Source organism: Micromonospora sp. C81, from assembly GCF_018070425.1.
Classification (GTDB): Bacteria; Actinomycetota; Actinomycetes; order Mycobacteriales; family Micromonosporaceae; genus Micromonospora; species Micromonospora zamorensis.
In genome coordinates, this window is the sequence record NZ_JAGPXS010000016.1 from 1 (window position 1) to 20,578 (window position 20,578).

Genomic DNA, 20,578 nt, shown 5'->3' on the forward strand with positions numbered 1-20,578 from the left:
TCACCAAGATCAGCGAAGAACTCGGCTACACCCCCAGCATCACCCTCGACCACGGCCTCGCCGACACCGTCGCCTGGTACCGCGACAACCGCACCTGGTGGGAACCCCTCAAGACCACACCCACCGCATGACCCGGCTACTCGTCACCGGCGCCGGCGGGATGCTCGGCCGGGACCTGGTCACCGTGCTGCGCACCCGGGCCGACCTCAAGGTGACCGCCGCCACCCGCGCCGAACTCGACGTCACCGACCCCATCGCCGTCCGGGGCGCGGTTGCCGACCACGACATCGTGATCAACACGGCAGCGTGGACCAACGTCGACGGCGCCGAGGCTGACGAGGCGGCAGCCACCGCCGTCAACGGCACGGGGGTGGCGAACCTCGCGGCGGCGTGTGCCGCCACGGGTGCTCGACTCATCCAGGTCTCCACCGACTACGTCCTCGCCGGTGACGCGCAAACCCCCTACCCCGAGGACGCGCCCACCGCACCGGTCAACGCGTACGGCCGCGGCAAGCTGGTCGGCGAGCACGCCGTCGCCCGGCTGCTACCCGACGCCGGGTACGTGGTCCGCACCGCCTGGCTGTACGGCGCACACGGAACGAACTTCGTGGCCACCATGCTCCGGCTCGCCACCCAGCGGGAGCACCTCGATGTGGTCGACGACCAGCACGGCCAGCCCACCTGGTCCTTCACCCTCGCCGAGCGGCTGGTCACGCTCGCCGACGCGGCGTTGGACGGTCAGGCGGCTCCCGGCATCTACCACGGCACCTGCTCCGGCCAGACCACCTGGTACGGGCTGGCTCGCGCCGCGTTCATGCTGGCCGGCCTGGACCCCGACCGCATCCGGCCCACCACCAGCGACCGGTATCCGCGTCCCGCCCCCCGGCCTGCGTACAGCGTGCTGGGGCACAGCCGCTGGGCAACCGCGGGTCTGCCGCCGCTTCCGGATTGGCACGACGCCCTGGTTGACGCGTTCGACTCCCCCGATCCACCCGCCCCGTGGAAGGTCGCACGAAGCTCACCCTCGTCACCGGCCTGATCGGTCTGCCGCTGCTCGCCACCATCGTCGAGTTGCACACCAGCGCCGGGAACCGCGAAGGCGGTCCCCGGCGCTGTGCGTCACACGATCAGAGGTCCGCCTGACCCGGCCGATCCTCCAGGTCCGCGGAGCCCGCAGAGCTGGTCGGCTTACCGGCCTCACCGGTCGGCACGATCGGCGTGTCCCGCTCGTCGCTGGCCGGCGCCGCAGCCTCACCGTTCAACAGCCCCGTCAGCGGTGCACCGGTGATCCGGCGGAACGTCCGGCCGACCCGCTGACGGTCCAGCACCGCAACCTCAAGCTGGTTGGCGGCGATCGTCCGGGCAGCGCCGCCCTCCCCACCAACCGTGCTCAGCGCCTGAACCGCGACCTTCACCGCCTCAGAGAGCGACATGTCCGCCCGGTGGTTGGACTTCAGCACGCCGGTGATCGCCTCGGCCTGGCCGCCCATGGCCATCCGCCCCGGCTCGTCATTGACCGAGCCGTCGTACGTCAGCCGGTAGAGCTCGTCGTCGTCCGGAGTGGCACCGACCTCCGCCACGCAGATCTCCACCTCGAACGGCTTCGACTGCTCGGTGAAGATCGCACCGAGCGTCTGCGCGAACGCGTTGGCAAGTGCCCGGCCGGTGACATCGCGCCGGTCGTAGCTCAGCCCGTTCAGGTCGGCCATCCGCACACCGGCCCGGCGCAGATTCTCGAACTCGTTGTAGCGGCCGACAGCGGCGAAGCCGATCCGGTCGTAGATCTCGCTGACCTTGTGCAGGGCGCTGGAGAGGTTCTCCGCGACGAAGAGCACCCCGCCGGAGTAGCTGAGGACCACCGCGCTGCGACCCCGAGCGATGCCCTTGCGGGCCAACTCGGAGCGGTCGCGCATGATCTGTTCGGGCGAAGCGTAGAACTGCATGGCCACGGCGGCGGTTCTCCTTACGGCGCTGTGCTGACGACTGCTGGCAGGTGGGCGTGGACGAGACTCAGCCGCCCGGGTTCTCCATCCGACCGGCGACAACGCCCTCGGCGATCGTCGCCGTCTCGGCGTCGGTGAGCCGGTAGGTGCCCTCGGCGGTAGCGGTCATCACCACCGGATAGATCCGGCGGGTCAGATCCGGGCCGCCGGTCGCGGTGTCGTCGTCGGCTGCGTCGTAGAGCGCCTCCACCGCGAGCCTGGTCGCGTCCTCGACCGACACACCAGCCCGGAAGCGCTTCTTCAGCGCCGACTTGGCGAAGAGCGAGCCGGAGCCGATCGCGTCGTAACCGGTCTCCTCGTAAGGGCCACCGGTCACGTCGAAGCTGAAGATCCGGCCGGCCCTCGACGGGTCGGCGGCGGCCAGGTCGAAGCCGGCGAAGAGCGGCACCACGGCGAGCCCCTGCATGGCCGCACCCAGGTTGCCCCGGATCATCGAGGCCAACCGGTTGGCCTTGCCGTCGAGCGAGAGCATCGCGCCCTCGATCTTCTCGTAGTGCTCCAACTCCACCTGGAACAGTCGCATCAGCTCGATCCCGATGCCCGCGGTGCCCGCGATGCCGACCAGCGAGTACGCGTCGGCGGGGTGCACCTTCTCGATGTCACGCTGGGCGATCAGGTTGCCCATGGTCGCCCGTCGGTCGCCGGCCATCACCACGCCCTCCGCAGCCGCGACGGCCACGATGGTCGTCGCGTGTGGTGCCAGGTCGGCGGCCATGCCCGGCGGCAGCGGTCGCCGGCCGGGCAGCATCTCGGGGGCCACCCAGCTCAGAAACGTGGTGAAGGAGGACGTCCCCGCGTTGGTGAACACATCTGGTAGACGCCCGGATGGATCAAAGCCCGCTGCCACGTGGTTCCTCTCAGGTACGTGATCGCCCTGGCCAGCCTCATGGGACTGTCACGGAACTGGCCAAGACCACCGTTGCAGTTGAAGCAGAGTATCCCGCCCGCCCATCCGGTGCGATGATCGTGGTCCAGATGTTGCGGGTCGGCGCCGCCGCAGATCGCGCAGACCCCGCCCTGCCCGGCCAGGAGCTCGGGAAACTCCCTCTCCCCGCCGCCGCCGGTGGTACTCGCGGAACCCGCCATGCAGTCGGAGCTTGCTCTCCCTGCCCATCTTGTGGTGGCAAGGCTTGCAGTATCGGCCGTAACCCCCACGACCGGAGCGGTTCCGCGGAAAGTCGGCAAGGGGCTTGGTGGCATCACAGTCCGGGCGTCGCCGGTGGCCATCCGGTGCCGCGTCCGGCCGCGTGCTGGTGGCGCAACTGATCGAGGGGCAGCCACTCGCCGCAGTCGCGGCAACGGCGGTGGCCATCTCGGCTATCGAGAGGACGAGCATGCCCGATTTATCCAGACATGCTCTATTCGCCCCCTTTTTGCACGTATCCCCTCACGAACTCCTCTGCGTTCTCTTCGAGGACGGAGTCGATCTCGTCGAGGAGGTCGTCGACATCCTCGGTGATCTCGGCGTGCCGCTCGGCCACCTCAGGGTTGGCCTCGGTGGTGACGTCCTCGATTTCCTCGCCCTGACGGGACTTGCCGGACTGCGACTGGCCGCCGCTGTCATGAGTGGCCACTGCTGCCTCCTCCACGATCGTCTGCGATGAACTTACCTCGCGCGGGCGACGAAAAGCCCGCCGCGCGCCGGCTTGCGGCACACGACGGGCATCCGGACGCGTGTTCAGCCCCCGGTCAACGTCTCCAGCAGGTCCTTGGCGCTAGCGCAGCGGTCGAACAAGGCGCCGACGTGCGCGCGAGTGCCCCGCTCCGGCTCCATCATCGGGACCCGGACCAGCGACTCCCGGCCCACGTCGAAGATAACCGAGTCCCAGCTCGCGGCGACCACCTCGGAGGCGTACTGGGCCAGGCAGCGGCCACGGAAGTAGGCCCGGGTGTCCTCCGGCGGCTCCGTCATCGCGGAGCGGGTCTCGTCGTCGGTGAGCAACGTCTTCATCGCCCCCCGGCTGACCAGGCGGTGGTAGAGCCCCTTCTCCGGCCGGACGTCGGAGTATTGAAGGTCGACCAGCTGGAGCTTGTGTGAGCCCCAGGCGAGCTTCTCCCGCTCCCGGTAACCCTCCAGCAGCCGCAGCTTGGCCACCCAGTCCAACTCGTCGGCGCAGAGCATCGGATCCCGGCCCAGCCGGTCCAAGACGCTCTCCCAGCGGTCGAGTACGTCGACGGTCTGCTCGTCGGCATCGGTGCCGTACCGGTCGTCGACAAAGGACCGGACCCGCTCCAGGTAGGCCCATTGCAGGTCCAGGGCGGTGAGCCGGCGGCCGTCGCGCAGCCGCATGCGGTGCGTCAGGGTGGGGTCGTGGCTGACGGCGCGCAGCTCGCTGACCGGGTCGGCGACGCCGAGATCGGCCCCGAGCGCCTTCTCCTCGATCATGGTGAGGATCAGCGCGGTGGTGCCGACCTTGAGGTAGGTGGAGATCTCGGAGAGGTTGGCGTCGCCGATGATGACGTGCAGCCGGCGGTATTTGTCGGCGTCGGCGTGCGGCTCGTCGCGGGTGTTGATGATCGGCCGCTTGAGCGTCGTCTCCAGGCCTACCTCGACCTCGAAGAAGTCAGCGCGCTGGGAGATCTGGAAACCGTTCTGCCCGCCGTCCTGGCCGATGCCGACCCGGCCGGCGCCGCAGACGATCTGGCGGGTGACGAAGAACGGCGTCAGGTAAGCCACGATGTCGGCGAACGGGGTCTGCCGACGCATCAGGTAGTTCTCGTGGGCGCCGTAGCTGGCGCCCTTGTTGTCGGTGTTGTTCTTGTAGAGGTGGATCGGCTGGCTGCCCGGGATCGTGGCGGCCCGGCGGGACGCCTCGGCCATCACCCGCTCGCCGGCCTTGTCCCAGCGCACCACGTCCCGAGGGGTGGTGACCTCCGGGGTGGAGTATTCCGGGTGGGCGTGGTCGACGTAGAGCCGTGCACCATTGGTGAGTATCACGTTGGCCAGGCCGAGGTCCTCGTCGGCCAACGCCTCGGCCGGGTCGTAGGCGGCCCCGGAGTAGGTGAAGCCGCGGGCGTCGCGCAGTGGCGACTCTTCCTCGTAGTCCCAACGGGCCCGCCCGCCCCGGTTGAGTTCTGGACGTGCGCCATATGCATTGACCACCTGCGATGAGGTGACCATCGGGTTGGCTCCGGCCTGCCCGGGCACGGAGATGCCGTACTCGATTTCGGTGCCCATGATCCGACGTACCGTCATGCGACCACTCGCTTCGCTCGCCCACGGAGCCGGCGTGCCCGCCGCTCACACCATCGAGACTAGTCTGCGCGGTGGCCTACCGCCCGTCGCTGTCGGTCGGCGCGGCGTGACTACCGGGCTTTGGCGGGTTTGAGTGGCACCACAGTCAGGCCCGCCCGGAGGCACGGGTGCACCGTGCGGATCCGGTCGATGGGCGGCCGGGTCGGCCACGATGGGCCGGCTACGACGCAGGCTTTCCTCGGGCCGAACGGGCTCGCCGACGATAGCGACGTAGCTGTGCCGGGCCGGACCACCGGGGAAGCAGCGAAGCGGCGTCTCGCGGTGGGACGCACACAGCGGCGGCACCGGACGGGTCCGGTGCCGCCGCTGGCGGTCAGAGGTACTGGCCGGTGTTGCTGGCGGTCTCGATGGACCGACCGGCCTCGGCGCCCTTGCCTCCGGAGACGAGCGTGCGGATGTAGACGATCCGCTCGCCCTTCTTGCCGGAGATGCGGGCCCAGTCGTCGGGGTTGGTGGTGTTGGGGAGATCCTCGTTCTCGCGGAACTCGTCGACGCAGGCGTCGAGCAGGTGCTGCAGGCGCAGCCCCTTGCGGCCGGACGTGAGGAACTCCTTGATGGCCATCTTCTTGCTCCGGTCGACGATGTTCTGGATCATCGCGCCGGAGTTGAAGTCCTTGAAGTAGAGGACTTCCTTGTCACCGTTGGCGTAGGTGACCTCGAGGAAGCGGTTCTCCTCGGTTTCGGAGTACATCCGCAGCACCACGGCGTCGATCATGGCCGCCACGGTGGCCTGGGCGTCGGCCCCGTGCTCGGCCAGGTCGTCCGGGTGCAGGGGCAGCCCGGAGAGGATGTACTTGGAGAAGATGTCCTTGGCCGCTTCGGCGTCCGGTCGCTCGATCTTGATTTTCACGTCGAGCCGACCGGGGCGCAGGATCGCCGGGTCGATCATGTCTTCCCGGTTGGAGGCGCCGATGACGATGACGTTCTCCAGGCCCTCCACGCCGTCGATCTCGCTGAGCAGCTGCGGGACGATGGTGTTCTCCACGTCGGAGGAGACACCGGAGCCGCGGGTCCGGAAGATCGAGTCCATCTCGTCGAAGAACACGATCACCGGGGTGCCCTCGCCGGCCTTCTCCCGTGCCCGCTGGAAGATCAGCCGAATGTGCCGCTCGGTCTCGCCGACATACTTGTTGAGCAGCTCAGGGCCCTTGATGTTGAGGAAGAAGCTGGTGTGCTTCTCCTTGCCCTGCCGTTCGGCGATCTTCTTGGCCAGCGAGTTGGCCACCGCCTTGGCGATGAGCGTCTTGCCACAGCCGGGCGGGCCGTAGAGCAGGATGCCCTTGGGCGGGCGGAGCTGGTGCTCACGGAACAGGTCCGCGTGCAGGAAGGGAAGCTCCACGGCGTCGCGGATCTGCTCGATCTGCGACTGAAGGCCACCGATGTCGCCGTAGTCGACGTCGGGCACCTCCTCCAGGACCAGCTCCTCGACCTCGCTCTTCGGGATCCGCTCGTACGCGTAGGCCGAGCGGGGCTCGATCATGAGCGAGTCGCCGGCCCGGATCGCCGAGCCGATGAGCGTCTCGGCGAGGTGCACGATGCGCTCCTCGTCGGAGTGGGAGACCACCAGCGCCCGGTCGCCCGGCCCGCCGTTCGGCCCCTCCAGGATCTCCTTGAGCATCACCACCTCACCGACCCGCTCGTAGCCGAACGCGTCGACGATGTTGAGCGCGTCGTTGAGCAGGACCTCCTGGCCACGGCGCAGGTCACCCACCTCGAGCGAGGGCGAGACCGCGACCCGTAGCTTGCGGCCACCGGTGAAGACGTCCACCGTGCCGTCCTCGTGCTTGGCCAGGAAGACGCCGTACCCGCTCGGCGGTTGCGCGAGCCGGTCGATCTCCTCCTTGAGCGTCACGATCTGCGTGCGAGCTTCCTTGAGGGTGCTCACCAGCCGGTCGTTGTTCTCGGTCAGCCGCGCCAACTGTGCCTGGGTGGCCGCCAGCCGCTCTTCGAGCTGCCGGACGTGTCGGGGGCTTTCGGTCAACTTGCGCCGCACCAGAGCGAGTTCCTCCTGAAGGAACGCGACCTGCGTGGAGAGATCGTGGGCTTCCTTCTCCCACCGTGCGGCGCGCGAGTCCGCGTCGTCGCTGCGTGCTGCCACGTCCCACCTCCCCGGGGGGCTTGAACGTTCTGCCCTAACACTAGCCGCTATGAGGCCGATTCGGTCCCACGCAACACCCTCGTCACCGAACCTTGATCGCCAAGGGTGGCCTGACGGGCCGTTACCGGCGTTCGGGTACCGTCGAAGCGTAGGACGGGAGAACATGGGGGGTGCACCGTGGCCGAGGTCGCGACCGATCAGCTGCAGGTCTGGGTGGACCAGGATCTCTGCACAGGCGACGGGCTCTGCGTGCAGTACGCGCCAGAGGTTTTCGAGTTCGACATCGACGGTCTCGCCTACGTCAAGGGCGCCGACGGTGAGCTGCGGATGGCGCCGGGCAGCCGCGTCGACGTGCCGGAGCACCTGCGACTCGAGGTGATCGACTCAGCGAAGGAATGCCCCGGCGACTGCATCCACGTGGTGCGCGGCGACGGTGTCGAGGTCGCCGGCCCGGACGCCGAGGACTGAGCGACCCACCGGCCGGGCCGCACGGCCCGGCCGGCCCCGAAAGGGGTACGCCTCAGAGCATCGGACGACCGACCACCGAGGCGACCAGCCGCGCGAACTCCTCCAGCCGGGCGATCTGACCCGCCCCGCCGTCGTCGAGGGTCTTGCCGAAGCGCAACGCGTCGTGCCGTGGTGTGCCGGCCATCTCCTCGGTCGGCGGCGCCTCGTCCAGTGAGGTCAGCAGCAGGTAGACGTCGATGCTGTCGACCCGGATCTCGCCGCTCTCGGCACGGTTGAGTCGCCGCCGACAGCCGACCTCGGTGACGGTCGAGACCGGCACCACCCGCAGCGACGAGGTCATCGAGCCCGGGGGGCCCTCCTCCGGAGGCACGTCCTCGCCGTGCCAGAGGATCAGGCGGCTGCCGTCGCAGACGACGACCTCCTGCCACACGCCGTTGACCTCGTTGACGAAGCGTTCCAGGGTGAAGCCGAGCACCGACGCCCCACGCAGCACGCCGCCGAGTGCCTCCAGGGCGACGTCCGGGTCGCGCAGGTAGGCCCGCGCCGCCGACTCCAGATCCTGGTACGGCGACCAGTCGGGAAAGACCGCGGGAAGGTCACCGCCGCCGTAGCCCGGTCGGCTCATGCCGGCGCCTCCCCCGGCTCGGCGGTGCCCACGCCCAGCTCGATGGTCACGGCCTGTCCATCTCCCCCGTACCGTCGGGCTGCGCACCGGCCGCCTGGGCGGCGGCGGCCTGTCGGGCCGCCTCCGCCTCACGCAGGTCCTGGCGGCGCTGCGCGTACGCCTCGTTGCCCTTGCTGGGCTTGCGCCGACGCGGCGGCGCGGTCACCCCCGGGGCGAGCTTGCGCGCGGACACCAGGAACGCGGTGTGCGCGATCATCCGGTGGTCCGGGCGGACGGCGAGGCCCTCGGCGTGCCAGTCGCGGACCAGGGACTCCCAGGCGCGCGGCTCGGTCCAGCCGCCGCGCTCGCGCAGCGCCTCCACCAGCTCGGAGAGCTGCGGCGTGGTGGCGACGTAGCCGATGAACACTCCGCCGGGCACCAGAGCCCGCTCGACCATGTCGAGGGTCTCCCAGGGGGTCAGCATGTCCAGGATGATCCGGTCGAAGCCGGTCTCCTGGCACTGCGCTACGTCGCCGACGTGCAGATTCCACGAGGGGTGCGGCCCGTTGAAGAACGCCTCGACGTTGCGCTTGGCGATCTGGGCGAAGTCGTCGCGCAGCTCGAACGAGTGCAGCTCACCCTCGGTGCCGACGGCGCGCAGCAGGGAGCAGCTCAGCGCGCCGGAGCCGGCGCCGGCCTCGAGGACCTTCGCGCCGGGGAAGATGTCACCCATCGCGACGATCTGCGCCGAGTCCTTCGGGTAGATGACCTGCGCGCCGCGCGGCATGGACAGCACGTAGTCCGACAGGAGTGGCCGCAGGGCCAGGAACGCGGTGCCGCCACCGGCGGTGGTCACCACACTGCCGTCGGGGAGCCCGATCAGCGTGTCGTGCGCCAGGATGCCGCGGTGGGTGTGGAACTCCTTGCCCGGCTCCAGCGTCACGGTGTGCATCCGCCCCTTGGGGTCGGTCAACTGGACCCGGTCGCCGGGCCGGAACGGCCCTCGGTGCACGGGTGTCAGCGCCGGGGTGGCGGGGACGGTGGAGGGAGTTGCGGTCACGGTGTCATCTTCCGGTTGGGTTCGAGGAGCTGTGCCAGGTCCGCGATGTGCAGAATGCCGACGACATCTTCGCCTGACGTCACCACGTACTGCGCGCCCGGGTGGGTCTGTACGGCCTCCATCACCCGCTCGCCGTCCCACCCGAGGGTGAGCGTGGGAAGTGTGCCCAGGGACCGGGCCACGGCGTCCACCGCCAGCCACGGCCGGCGCTCGACGGGGACCGCCTCGGCGGCGGCCGGGTCGACCAGCGCCACCGGTCGGCCGGTGGAGTCGGTGACCAGCAGGGCGGCGCCGGGTTGAGCGGCGTCGGCGCGTCGGCGCTGCGCCTCGGCCAGGGGCGTGCCGGTGCTCACCGGCCAGACCGGGCGGGCCAGGCGGGACAGGTCGATCAGCGGGAACCGGCGGCTGACCCGGGCGGCCCGGATCGACTGGCCGGCGCCGCGCCAGAGTGTGACGGCGACCAGCAGCATCAGCGGCAGCGCCAGCGGCGCCAGGCGGTCGGTGACGGTGAGCAGCAGGACCACGACCGTGGTGCCGACGGCGACGACGCGGCCGGCCCAGCCGGCGACCTCGGTGCCGAGGTGCCGGTCGCGGGTCAGCCCCCACACCGCGGCGCGCAGCGCCCGGCCACCGTCGAGCGGCAGCCCGGGCAGGCTGTTGAACAGCGCGACGATGACGTTGCTGACCGCGAGCTGGAAGGCGAGCTGGTGGGCCACTGTCCCCTGGGGCAGGGCGAGCGTGGCGGCGACCGCGAGGACGCCGAGCACCGCGGAGACCGCGGGGCCGGCCAGGGACACCAGCAGGTCGACGCGGGGGGACGGGGCGTCCCGGTCCATCTCGGTGTAGCCGCCGAGCAGTTCCAGGGTGATTCCGCGCACACCGATGCCGTACCGCCGGGCGGTGAGGGCGTGACCCAGCTCGTGCAGCAGCACCGACCCGAGCAGTGACACCACGAAGCCGAAGCCGATCAGATAGCCGCTGATCTGCGGCAGGTCCAGCTGCCGGCGGGCGAACTCGGCGTACAGCACGGCGATAAGCACCGCGAACAGGACCATGGAGACGTTGAGGTGCAGCGGCACCCCGAACACCCGGCCGACGTTCAGGCCGGGGCGCCGGTCGGGTCGGCGCGGCGGCCGGGATGTCTGCTCCATCGCCACGATGCTACGGACCGTTGCTGTGTGGGGCGGGCGGCGGTCGGTGTCACACCGGTGCCCTAACCTTTGCCGACATGACGGCGGAACCGGTCACCACTCCCCAACCTTCCACCCCGGCGCAGGCGCCGCCGACGGTGCGAGCCTCGCTGTCGCCGTCGCGTGCGGCGGATTTCAAGACCTGCCCGCTGCTCTACCGGTTCCGCAGCATCGACCGGCTGCCCGAGCGCACCACCATGGAGCAGGCCCGGGGCACGCTGGTGCACGCGGTGCTGGAGCGCCTGTTCGACCTGCCCGCGCAGGGCCGTACACCGGCGGCAGCTGGCGATCTGGTGGCCCCACAGTGGGACCGGCTGGTCACCGAGCAGCCGGAGCTGGCCGGGGTGTTCGACGGCGCGGAGCCGGCCGACCCGGTGGAGTTCCTCCGCTCGGCCGCCGGGCTGCTGGAGGGTTACTTCGCCGTGGAGGACCCGACCCGGTTGGAGCCGGCCGAGCGGGAGAGCCTGATCTCGGCGGTGGTCGACGACGAGTTGCTGATCCGGGGTTACCTCGACCGGCTCGACGTCGCCCCGGACGGGGCGCTGCGGGTGGTCGACTACAAGACCGGCGGCGCTCCTCGGGAGGCGTTCGAGGCGCGGGCGCTGTTCCAGCTCAAGTTCTACGCCCTGGTGCTGTGGCGCACCCGGGGGGTGGTGCCCCGGGTGCTGCGGCTGCTCTACCTGCGCGACGCCGAGGTGTTGGACTACACGCCGGACGCCGACGAGCTGGTCCGCTTCGAGCGCACGGTGGTGGCCCTGTGGCGGGCCATCGAGCAGGCCACCGCCCGGCAGGACTTCCGGCCTCGGCCGAGCAAGCTGTGCGACTGGTGCAGCCACCAGGCGCTCTGTCCCACCTTCGGTGGCACTCCGCCGCCGTTCCCGGTCGCGGCGGCGAGTGCCGACCCGTTGCGCGACTCCCGATCGGTTCCGGTGGTGCCGGGCGCCGACGAGTGACAGCCGCCCCCCGCGTCGCGGTGAGGTCGGTCCGGCTCCGGCGACGCTGATCGCCTCCTCGGGTCGGTGGGCGAGCCGCGCCGATCGGTTGGGGACCCGACCGCAGCGGTGCCGCTGCGGTCGGGACAGGGCGACCGGCCGGCCTCTACGGTGATCCGCGACGCACCCGCCGACGTACGCGAGGATGACCGGGTGCGGCAGGCCGGACAGGAGGCGAGATGACCGAACAGGCGACCCCGGGGCGGCCGGTGCGGATCCTGCTCGCCGACGACCAGCCGCTGCTGCGTACCGGGTTCCGGATGGTGCTGGGCGCCGAGGGCGACCTGCACGTGGTGGCGGAGGCCGGTGACGGCGTGGAGGCGGTGGAGCTGTCCCGCCGGCTGCTGCCCGACGTCGTCCTGATGGACATCCGGATGCCCCGGATGGACGGGGTGGCCGCGACCCGGGCGATCGTCGACGCCCGACTCCCGGTGCGGGTGCTGGTGCTGACCACCTTCGACCTGGACGAGTACGTGGTGGGCGCGTTGCGTGCGGGCGCCAGCGGGTTCCTGGCCAAGGACGTGCCCGCCGAGGAGTTGATCGCGGCGATCCGCACGGTCGCCGGTGGGGACGCGGTGGTGGCTCCCCGCATCCTGCGGCGACTGCTGGACCGGTTCGCCGAGTTGCTGCCCGACCCGGCGGCGACGCCGTCGGCGGCGCTCGACGCGCTCACCGACCGGGAACGCGAGGTGCTGGTGCAGGTCGCCCGAGGGCTGTCCAACGCCGAGATCGCGGCGGTGCTGTCGGTCAGCGAAACCACCATCAAGACCCACGTCGGGCATGTGCTGACCAAGCTGCGGCTGCGCGACCGGGTGCAGGCCGTCGTGCTGGCGTACGAGTCGGGCTTGGTCCGCCCCAGGGCGTAGCCGCCGGCGGCCCGACTACCTCACCCGGCGTACTCGAAGATCCCACCGTGGGGTGACGGCCGCCGTTGCCTCCGTCACCTACCGTGACCGGAGACGGCCCGGCGCGGTTGACCCTCCTGTGACGTGAGGGGACACAGTCGGAGCCGGCGGGGGGTTTCGCCAGCTGGAAACACGCTCGACCGGTCGCCGGGTCAGGGGCAACCCTGATCCGACATGGGGGTGCACCCGCAGCGGAATATCCGCTCCGGGTCAGCCCCTGGGCGGACGGGGCGGGCGTGAGCAGCACCGATGATTGAACTAGTCGCGCCGGACCATCGGGGGGCGGCGTGCATTTTCGGACAGACGGAAGAGGTAGATGACGTGACCGCGACGGTAGGCCAGCAGGCGCAGGCCGCGGCCCGGGCGAACGACGTGTGGAAGGTGTACGGCAGCGGCGAGGCTCAGGTCATCGCGCTGCGGGGGGTCAGCGCGGAGTTCGAACGTGGCCGCTTCACCGCGATCATGGGGCCGTCGGGGTCCGGCAAGTCGACGCTGATGCACTGCCTGGCCGGCCTGGACTCGGTGACCCGGGGGACGGTGCAGATCGGTGAGACGACCGTCACCGGGCTGGGTGACGCGGGTCTGACGAAGCTGCGCCGCGACAAGGTCGGGTTCATCTTCCAGCAGTTCAACCTGCTGCCCACCCTGACCGCGAAGGAGAACATCCTGCTGCCGCTGTCGATCGCCGGGCGCAAGCCGGACCCGGCCTGGTACGACACGGTGATCAACACGGTCGGCCTGCGGGACCGGCTGGACCACCGGCCGGCGCAGCTCTCCGGCGGGCAGCAGCAGCGGGTGGCGTGCGCGCGGGCCCTGGTCTCCCGCCCGGAGGTGATCTTCGCGGACGAACCGACCGGCAACCTGGACTCGCGCTCCGGCGCGGAGGTGCTCGGCTTCCTGCGTAATTCGGTGCGCGAGCACGGCCAGACCATCGTCATGGTCACCCACGACCCGACCGCCGCCGCGTACGCCGACCGGGTGGTCTTCCTCGCCGACGGGGAGATCGTCTCGGAGCTGATCGAGCCGACCGCTGAGACGGTGCTGGACACCATGAAGAAGCTGGACACTCCGGCTGAGGTGGGCAACTGATGTTCCGGGCGACACTGAAGAGTCTGCTGGCCCGCAAGGTCCGGCTGATCCTGTCCGGGCTGGCGGTCGTGCTCGGGGTCATGTTCGTGTCCGGCGCCTTCGTGCTCACCGACACGCTGGGCCGTTCCTTCGACTCGGTCTTCGCCGACGGCTTCTCCGAGATCGACGTGAACGTCGCGGCGAAGCCGAAGGTGGAGCTCAACGAGATGGAGGGCGAGCAGACCTCCGCTCCCCTGCCGGCCGCCCTGGTGGACCGGGTGAAGCAGGTGCCGGGCGTGGCCTCGGCCACGGGCATCGTGAACGCCGACGGCGCGCGGGTGATCGGCAGCAACGGCAAGGTCGTCAGCTCGTTCGGTCCGCCGCAGCTGGGCGAGAACTGGACCGGTGAGAGCGACCTGCTGCAGCTGCGCGAGGGCCGCGCGCCGCAGGCCGAGGACGAGATCGTCATCAACAAGTCCCTGGCCACCACGGCGAAGGTGCAGGTCGGCCAGAAGGTCGGCGTGCTCACCGCGTTCGAGTCGAAGAAGCGGGACTTCACCCTGGTCGGCATCGCCGGTTACAGCGGTGACCGGGACTCCATCGGCGGGGTCAACGAGGTCTTCTTCACAACCCCGGTGGCGCAACGGCTGATGCTGGGCGAGCCGGACACGTTCAGCAGCATCACCGTGAACGCCGCCAACGGGGTCTCCGACGAGAAGCTGCGCGACGACGTGGCCCGCACCCTGGGCGCGGACTTCGACGTGAAGACCGGCGAGCAGGTGGCCGCGGACGCCTCGGCCAGCCTGAAGGAGGGACTGTCCTTCTTCAACAAGATCCTGCTCGGCTTCGCCGCGGTGGCGCTGCTGGTGGGCACGTTCCTGATCCTCAACACCTTCTCGATCATCGTGGCCCAGCGCACCCGCGAGTTGGCGCTGATGCGCGCCATCGGGGCCAGCGGGCGGCAGATCATCGGTTCGGTGGTGCTGGAGGCCATCGCGGTCGGTCTGATCGCCTCGGTGCTCGGCCTCGCCGCCGGCATCGGGGTGGGCGCGCTGCTGGCGTTCCTGTTCGGCAAGCTGGCCGGCGGCCTGACCCTGGCCGGGATCGGTGTGCCGGCGGCTGCGGTGATCGGGTCGTTCGCCGTGGGGCTGGTCATCACTGTGGTGGCGGCGCTGCTGCCGGCGCTGCGGGCGTCGCGGATCCCGCCGATCGCGGCGATGCAGGACGTGGCCACGCCGGACCGGCCGTTGACCAAGATCACCGTGACCGGGTCGGTGGTCACCGGCATCGGCGCGGTGCTGCTGTTCCTCGGGCTCAGTGGCAACGCCGGCGGTCAGACCCTCGCCACCATCCTCGGTGGGGTGCTGTTCGCCTTCATCGGCGTGGCGCTGCTGACCCCGCTGATCAGCCGGCCGGTGGTGAGCCTGCTCGGGGCGATCTTCTCCTGGTCGGTGCCGGGCAAGCTGGGCCGGCTCAACTCCGGGCGCAACCCGCGCCGCACGGCGATCACCGCCGCGGCGCTGATGGTCGGCATCGCGCTGGTCACCGGCGTCACGGTGATCCTCGACTCGGCCAAGGGCAGCATCAGCGCGCTCGCCCAGGACACCATCAAGGCCCAGCTGGTGATCTCCGGTGTGCAGGGCGGTCCGCGTCCGCCGAGCTTCGACCCGGGTGTGCTGGACCGGGCCAAGGCTCTGCCGGGCGTGCAACTGGTCGACGGCGAGTACGGCGACATGGCGAGGGTCGACGGCGAAAGCACCTGGGTCGCGGCGAGCAGCGACATCGCGTCGCTGCGGCAGATCTTCGGCGCGAAGGCCACCGCCGGTGACATCGACCGGCTCGGGCCGACCCAGATGCTGGCCAGCTCGGACACCGCCACGTCCCGTGGCTGGTCGGTGGGCTCGACGGTGAACGTGCAGCTGACCCGCGGTGAGGTCCGCACGTACACGGTCAGCGGCATCTACGAGTCGTCGCAGCTGACCAACCCGGTGACGCTGCCGCCGGCCGCGGCGAAGGACTTCGCCATCCCGCAGCCCATCCAGGGCTTCATCCAGCTCGCCCCGGGCGCGCGGGTGTCCGACGTGCAGCCGCAGGTGGAGGCGCTCCTCGCGGACAGCCCCGAGGTGTCGGTGGCCGACCGCGACGCGTTCATCGAGCAGCAGACGAGTTCCCTCGACGGCCTGCTCACGATGATCCAGATCCTGTTGGCGCTGGCCATCATCATCGCCGTGCTCGGCATCATCAACACCCTGGCGCTGTCGGTGCTGGAGCGGACCCGCGAGCTGGGTCTGCTGCGGGCGATCGGCCTGCGCCGCGGCCAGACGATGGGCATGATCACGGTGGAGGCGGTGGTGATCTCCGTGTTCGGCGCGTTGCTGGGCGTGGTGGTCGGCACCGGCCTCGGCGCCGCGGTGGTCGAGGCACTCAAGGACGAGGGCATCACCGACCTGATCCTCCCCTGGGGGCAGATGGGTGTCTTCCTCGGCCTCGCCGCGATCATCGGGGTGGTGGCTGCGGTGCTGCCGGCCATCCGGGCGGCCCGGATCAACGTCCTGGGCGCCATCGCCCACGACTGATCGGCACCATGGATGCCCCCGGTCGCCTGGCGATCGGGGGCATCGGCCGTCGCGGACTGACCGATTCGACAGCGGCCGCCAGCGATCGACTGCCAGGCTGGTGGTGCCGGCAGGGCACCGGCCCGCCAGCGACCACGGCGGTGAGCGGGGGCCGGTGACATGACCGATCAGGACGCGTACCAGCGGGCACTCGACAACGCCGAGCGGCTCCTCGGTCAGCCACTGGTGCTGCCGCTCGGCGAGGGCGAACCGCCGGTCGGGCACGACTTCCGTCGTCTCGCCACCGTGCAGACCTTCGGCGAGGCATGGCCCCGGGAGGGCCTGGACCTGCGCAGCCGCTGCCTCGTCTCGGTGGCGGTCGCCGCCACCCTCGGCACCCACGAGCCGCTGCGGGGCCAGCTGCGCATCGCGTTGAGCTCGGGCGTGACCAAGGAAGAGATCGTCGAGGTGTTCATCCACCTGGCCGCGTACGCGGGGGCCGCGAGAGCGTTCGACAGTTACCAGGTGGTCGGGGCGGTCTTCGCCGAACGCCCGTGACCCGGGTCGACCCGTCAGCCGGTCGCCGCGGCCCGGTCGGCCAGCAACGCCGCGAGAAACTCCAGGTCCACGCCGGTCAGGCTCTCCGTCTGGCGTACGCCGACAGTGCTCGCGAGCGCCACCTCCGCCGGTACGGCCAGCACCGCCGCGCCGGACGCGAGCGCGCTGGCCACCCCGGTCGCCGAGTCCTCGATCGCCACACAACGCTCGATCGGCACACCCAGCAGCCGCGCCGCGGTCAGGTAGGGCTCCGGGTGCGGCTTGGCCGCCACCACCTCGTCACCGGCGACCACCGTGTCGAAGTTGTCCCGACCCAGAGTGTCCAGGGCGATCTCGACCAGCGCCCGAGGGCTGGAGGTGACCAGCGCGGTGGGGATTCCCGCCGCGCGGACCGCGCGCAGCAGCTCGAACGCGCCGGGCCGCCAGGGCAGTCCGGTGCGGAACAGCTCCAGGATCCGCGCGTTGATCCACGCCCCGCTGATCTCCGGATCCCGTTCGGGCTGCCCCAGGTCGTCATGCAGGATGCGCATCGACTCGGCCATGGCGGTGCCGACGATCGAGCGGCGGGCGTCCTCCGACAGCTCCCCGCCGTACTCCTGGGCGAGTTCCTGCAGCGCGACGTCCCACAGCTTCTCGCTGTCGACCAGAGTGCCGTCCATGTCGAAGAGCACGGCGGCGGGGTGATGGCTGCTCAGCGGATCCTCCAGGGTCGTGGCCGACATCGGCGATCCTGCCAGGCCGAGGCACCGCCGACGGCCGCGACGGGTGCCGACGTGATCCGGGCAACCCGTTCAGCCCAGGTCGCAGGCCTCCAGGGAGCGCTCGTAGCCGCGGAAGAACGAGTCGGTGCGCTGCTCGGCGGTGCCGTGCGAGCCCTCCGCGAACCACGGTTGGTCGGGGTCGTCGCCGACCGCCGCCACCCCCTCGCGGAACTCGTCCAGGTCGCCTTCGGCCAAGGTCAGCGCGCCGGCACGCACCGAGTCGCCGAGGTACGCCCCGGCCATGCAGTCGGCCTGCAACTCCTGCTGGATGGTGAAGCTGTAGTTGATGCCGAGGCGCACCTGGATGCCGTGCGCGTACTCGTGGCCGAGCAGGTAGAACACGAACGCGTCGCCGACCTGGCGGAACGCCGCCACCGACCAGGCGACGTCGTACGCGATGAAGTCGCCCTGCGAGCAGTAGACGGCGTTGTTGCGGGGCAACGGCTGACCACCGCAGGACACCTCGCCCGCCCGCTGGTAGGGGGTGATCCGCCGGATGGGTTGGAACCGCTGCCCGGACTCCTTGAACTGGGCAGCCCAGTAGCGCTCGGCGATCTCCTGCGCGTCGGCGACGTCCTGCTCGAACTCGGCGACGCTGGTGGTGCTGTCGGCCCGGGTAGTGCTCGGCCCCGGGGATGCCTGCGACCGGCCCGGGGCGGGACGCTCACCCTCCGGTTCGGCCAGCCCGCCGCCCGCGCAGGCGAGTGACACCAGCGCGGCGATCAGCAGGGCGGCCACCGGACCCCGGGCATCGCGCCTCGACCGTGTGCCCACTGTGCCTCCCCAGACATTCGGTGCTCGCGGTGGTAGTACCCCGACGATGCGACCGAAACGCCCCGTCACCGGTTTCACGCACGGCGCGACCGGACGGTTCACGGGGCGGGCTCGACGGGCGGCGGGCTTTACGGGCGGCGGCTCCAACGGGCGGGTCCTACGGGCAGTGCCGCTCAACCACCCGACTCGCGACCGCGCTGCCAGGTGCCACCCTGGTCGCCGTGCCGCTCGGCCTCGTACCGCTGCTGGCGCACCCGGGCATCCCGCCCAGCCACCGGCTCGTCGCCCCCAACCCCACCGACCCGGGTCCCCCGCCCCCGCCAAACCACAACCCCGAACGCGGAGCCAGCCACCACCACAACGATCCCCAGCACCACCCACACAGTCCCCATCCCGCCAAGCTAACCCCCACCCACCACCCGTTGACTGTCCCTGTTGCTCGGCGCTGGTGATCAAGAGCTTTGCGTCAGCCCGCCCGGCGTGTCGTGACGCAAAGCTCTTGATCACCGGGGCGGGTCGGGGTGGGGTGGTGGGGTTGGCGGTGGGGTGGGTGTCCGGGGTTGGGGGTTGGGTTCGACGTTTCTGGTGAGGCGGTGCCGCGGCGGCACCAGCCAACAGGAGGGAGCACCCGTGAAGTACATGATTCTGCTCTACGGATCGCAGCAGGACTACGACGTGTTGTCGGGGCGGGCTTCCGACCGGCCCGCGATGTCGGCCGAGCAGATCGCGGCGATGCACCAGCACATGGAGACGTTCCACCAGGCGCTGGCCGAGTCCGGGGAGCTGGTCGACGCCCAGGGCTTGAGCGAGCCCGTGCACGCGCGCCGGGTGCAGGTACGCGAGGGCGCACCCGTGGTCACCGACGGGCCGTACCCGGAGACGCAGGAGGTCCTGGCGGGTTACACGATCGTGGAGTGCGCCAGCTTCGACCGGGCCACCGAGATCGCCGCCGGCCTGGTCGACCCCAACGCCCCCGGCGGGTACGTGGACGTGCGGCCGGTGCTGGAGGGCATCGAGGACCTGGCCGGCTGACCGGTGGCGGAGACACCTGTCGAGGACCTGCTGCGCGAGCTGGCGCCGCAGGTCCTCGGCGCGCTGGTACGTCGCTACGGGCATTTCGACACCGCCGAGGACGCGGTGCAGGAGGCGCTGATCGCGGCGGCGGGCGGTTGGCCGCGCGACGGCGTACCGGACAACCCGCGCGGCTGGTTGATCACCGTCGCGTCCCGCCGGCTGACCGACCTGCTGCGCCGGGAGCAGGCCCGCAGGCGGCGGGAGGACACGGTGGCGCGGTGGGTGCTGCCGGAGCAGTGGCGCGCTCCGGCGGCTGACCACCCGACGGCCGACGCGGACGACACGCTCATCCTGCTCTTCCTGTGCTGCCACCCGTCGCTGTCGCCGGCGTCGCAGATCGCGCTCACGCTGCGCGCCGTGGGCGGGCTGAGCACCGCCGAGGTGGCACGTGCGTTCCTGGTGCCGGAGGCGACGATGACCCGGCGGATCAGCCGGGGAAAGCAACGGATCCGCGACAGTGGACTGCGGTTCGCGCCGCCGACCGGCCCGGAGCGCGCGGACCGGCTCGCCGCCGTGCTGCACGTGCTCTACCTGATCTTCACGGAGGGGTACGCGCGCACGGCCGGCCCCGGGTTGCTGCGCGCCGACCTGACCGCCGAGGCGATCCGGCTGACCCGCCTGGTGCACCGGCTGCTGCCCGACGATCCCGAGGTCACGGGGCTGCTCGCGTTGATGCTGCTCACCGACGCCCGCGCGCCCGCCCGGCTCGGGCCGCACGGCGAGTTGGTGCCGATGGCCGAGCAGGACCGGAGCCGGTGGCGGGCCGACCAGATCGCCGAGGGGGTCGAGCTGATCACCGGGGCGCTGCCGCGCGGGGTCGTCGGGCCCTACCAGCTCCAGGCGGCCATCGCGGCGGTGCACGACGAGGCGTCCAGTGCGGCGGCGACCGACTGGCCGCAGATCACCGCCCTGTACGAGGTGCTGCTCGGCATGTCCGACAACCCGGTGGTGGCGCTCAACCACGCGGTGGCGGTGGCGATGAGCCGCGGGCCGTCGGCTGGCCTGGCGCTGCTCGCCGACCTGGCCGACGATCCACGACTGGCCGACGACCCACGGCTGCCGGCCGCCCGCGCCCACCTGTGGGAGCTGGTCGGTGAGCGGGTCGCGGCGCGGGAGGCGTACCGGATGGCGGCGTCCCGGTCGACGAACCTGGCGCAGCAGCGCTACCTGAACGCCCGCGCGGACCGCCTCGCGGGCGGCAGCGTGTGACGG

21 protein-coding genes and 1 pseudogene are annotated in these 20,578 nt (G+C 70.9%); 10 read left to right on the forward strand and 12 right to left on the reverse strand.

What is annotated here, in order from left to right; genetic code table 11:
* Positions 1-131, forward strand: a pseudogene (locus tag KBX46_RS32680) (dTDP-glucose 4,6-dehydratase); the annotation flags it as partial.
* Positions 128-1,039: a dTDP-4-dehydrorhamnose reductase gene (gene rfbD / locus KBX46_RS23510; protein ID WP_210794090.1), complete on the forward strand. Its 912-nt coding sequence runs from the start codon at positions 128-130 to the stop codon at positions 1,037-1,039. The pseudogene KBX46_RS32680 and the gene rfbD, both read left to right, overlap by 4 nt.
* A gap of 88 nt (positions 1,040-1,127) precedes the next feature.
* Here rfbD and prcA read toward each other — a convergent pair whose 3' ends face one another.
* The 6 genes from prcA to arc form a co-directional block, all read right to left on the reverse strand.
* Positions 1,128-1,949 carry a proteasome subunit alpha gene (prcA, locus tag KBX46_RS23515; RefSeq protein ID WP_210794091.1) on the reverse strand — a complete coding sequence of 274 codons (822 nt, stop codon included), beginning with the start codon at positions 1,947-1,949 and terminating at the stop codon, positions 1,128-1,130.
* Positions 1,950-2,010: 61 nt separating this feature from the next.
* On the reverse strand, positions 2,011-2,850 hold the full coding sequence (prcB, locus tag KBX46_RS23520; RefSeq protein WP_210794092.1) for a proteasome subunit beta: 840 nt from the start codon (positions 2,848-2,850) through the stop codon (positions 2,011-2,013).
* Positions 2,769-3,230, reverse strand: coding sequence for an endonuclease VII domain-containing protein (locus KBX46_RS32685; RefSeq protein ID WP_308159673.1), 462 nt, complete (start codon positions 3,228-3,230; stop codon positions 2,769-2,771). Before KBX46_RS32685 ends, prcB begins: the two co-directional genes overlap by 82 nt.
* Before the next feature lie 131 nt (positions 3,231-3,361).
* Positions 3,362-3,577, reverse strand: coding sequence for a ubiquitin-like protein Pup (locus tag KBX46_RS23530; RefSeq protein WP_088948111.1), 216 nt, complete (start codon positions 3,575-3,577; stop codon positions 3,362-3,364).
* A gap of 104 nt (positions 3,578-3,681) precedes the next feature.
* Positions 3,682-5,199: a depupylase/deamidase Dop gene (gene dop, locus KBX46_RS23535; RefSeq protein ID WP_374225016.1), complete on the reverse strand. Its 1,518-nt coding sequence runs from the start codon at positions 5,197-5,199 to the stop codon at positions 3,682-3,684.
* A gap of 373 nt (positions 5,200-5,572) precedes the next feature.
* The gene (gene arc / locus KBX46_RS23540; protein ID WP_088948109.1) at positions 5,573-7,357 is read right to left on the reverse strand and encodes a proteasome ATPase; all 1,785 of its coding nucleotides are present in this window, start codon (positions 7,355-7,357) and stop codon (positions 5,573-5,575) included.
* A gap of 177 nt (positions 7,358-7,534) precedes the next feature.
* Here arc and KBX46_RS23545 point away from each other — a divergent pair, with 177 nt between their 5' ends.
* Positions 7,535-7,825, forward strand: coding sequence for a ferredoxin (locus tag KBX46_RS23545; protein WP_074309704.1), 291 nt, complete (start codon positions 7,535-7,537; stop codon positions 7,823-7,825).
* A gap of 52 nt (positions 7,826-7,877) precedes the next feature.
* On the opposite strand, the gene KBX46_RS23550 is transcribed toward KBX46_RS23545, so the two are convergent.
* Genes KBX46_RS23550 through KBX46_RS23560 form a run of 3 tightly spaced genes read right to left on the reverse strand, consistent with a single transcriptional unit; the run spans position 7,878 to position 10,577 of the window.
* The gene (locus KBX46_RS23550; protein WP_088948107.1) at positions 7,878-8,450 is read right to left on the reverse strand and encodes a hypothetical protein; all 573 of its coding nucleotides are present in this window, start codon (positions 8,448-8,450) and stop codon (positions 7,878-7,880) included.
* Between the two features lie 46 nt (positions 8,451-8,496).
* Positions 8,497-9,489 (reverse strand): tRNA (adenine-N1)-methyltransferase, encoded by a 993-nt coding sequence (locus tag KBX46_RS23555; RefSeq protein ID WP_088948106.1) that lies wholly within the window; start codon positions 9,487-9,489, stop codon positions 8,497-8,499.
* Positions 9,486-10,577 (reverse strand): M50 family metallopeptidase, encoded by a 1,092-nt coding sequence (locus tag KBX46_RS23560; RefSeq protein WP_374223690.1) that lies wholly within the window; start codon positions 10,575-10,577, stop codon positions 9,486-9,488. The genes KBX46_RS23555 and KBX46_RS23560 overlap by 4 nt, the downstream gene beginning before the upstream one ends.
* A 140-nt stretch (positions 10,578-10,717) precedes the next feature.
* Between KBX46_RS23560 and KBX46_RS23565 the strand changes: the two genes are divergently transcribed.
* From KBX46_RS23565 to KBX46_RS23585, 5 genes are all read left to right on the forward strand, one after another.
* Positions 10,718-11,632: a PD-(D/E)XK nuclease family protein gene (locus tag KBX46_RS23565; RefSeq protein ID WP_088948104.1), complete on the forward strand. Its 915-nt coding sequence runs from the start codon at positions 10,718-10,720 to the stop codon at positions 11,630-11,632.
* Positions 11,633-11,850: 218 nt separating this feature from the next.
* Positions 11,851-12,537, forward strand: coding sequence for a response regulator transcription factor (locus KBX46_RS23570; RefSeq protein WP_210794094.1), 687 nt, complete (start codon positions 11,851-11,853; stop codon positions 12,535-12,537).
* Between the two features lie 360 nt (positions 12,538-12,897).
* Positions 12,898-13,665: an ABC transporter ATP-binding protein gene (locus KBX46_RS23575; RefSeq protein ID WP_088948102.1), complete on the forward strand. Its 768-nt coding sequence runs from the start codon at positions 12,898-12,900 to the stop codon at positions 13,663-13,665.
* Positions 13,665-16,220, forward strand: a complete 2,556-nt coding sequence (locus KBX46_RS23580) for an ABC transporter permease (RefSeq protein ID WP_210794095.1) — start codon at positions 13,665-13,667, stop codon at positions 16,218-16,220. Before KBX46_RS23575 ends, KBX46_RS23580 begins: the two co-directional genes overlap by 1 nt.
* A gap of 159 nt (positions 16,221-16,379) precedes the next feature.
* Positions 16,380-16,757 (forward strand): carboxymuconolactone decarboxylase family protein, encoded by a 378-nt coding sequence (locus tag KBX46_RS23585; RefSeq protein WP_088948100.1) that lies wholly within the window; start codon positions 16,380-16,382, stop codon positions 16,755-16,757.
* 14 nt (positions 16,758-16,771) lie between these two features.
* Here KBX46_RS23585 and KBX46_RS23590 read toward each other — a convergent pair whose 3' ends face one another.
* From KBX46_RS23590 to KBX46_RS23600, 3 genes are all read right to left on the reverse strand, one after another.
* A complete protein-coding gene (locus tag KBX46_RS23590) occupies positions 16,772-17,428 on the reverse strand; it encodes an HAD family phosphatase (protein WP_099857432.1) in 657 nt (218 codons plus the stop codon).
* A 120-nt stretch (positions 17,429-17,548) separates the two neighbouring features.
* Positions 17,549-18,292: a neutral zinc metallopeptidase gene (locus tag KBX46_RS23595; protein ID WP_210794096.1), complete on the reverse strand. Its 744-nt coding sequence runs from the start codon at positions 18,290-18,292 to the stop codon at positions 17,549-17,551.
* Between the two features lie 173 nt (positions 18,293-18,465).
* On the reverse strand, positions 18,466-18,684 hold the full coding sequence (locus tag KBX46_RS23600) for a hypothetical protein (protein ID WP_210794097.1): 219 nt from the start codon (positions 18,682-18,684) through the stop codon (positions 18,466-18,468).
* A gap of 247 nt (positions 18,685-18,931) precedes the next feature.
* On the opposite strand from KBX46_RS23600, the gene KBX46_RS23605 reads away from it, so the two are divergent.
* Positions 18,932-19,324, forward strand: coding sequence for a YciI family protein (locus KBX46_RS23605; protein WP_231927465.1), 393 nt, complete (start codon positions 18,932-18,934; stop codon positions 19,322-19,324).
* Between the two features lie 3 nt (positions 19,325-19,327).
* Positions 19,328-20,575 (forward strand): RNA polymerase sigma factor, encoded by a 1,248-nt coding sequence (locus KBX46_RS23610; RefSeq protein WP_210794098.1) that lies wholly within the window; start codon positions 19,328-19,330, stop codon positions 20,573-20,575.
* Positions 20,576-20,578: the final 3 nt, after the last annotated feature.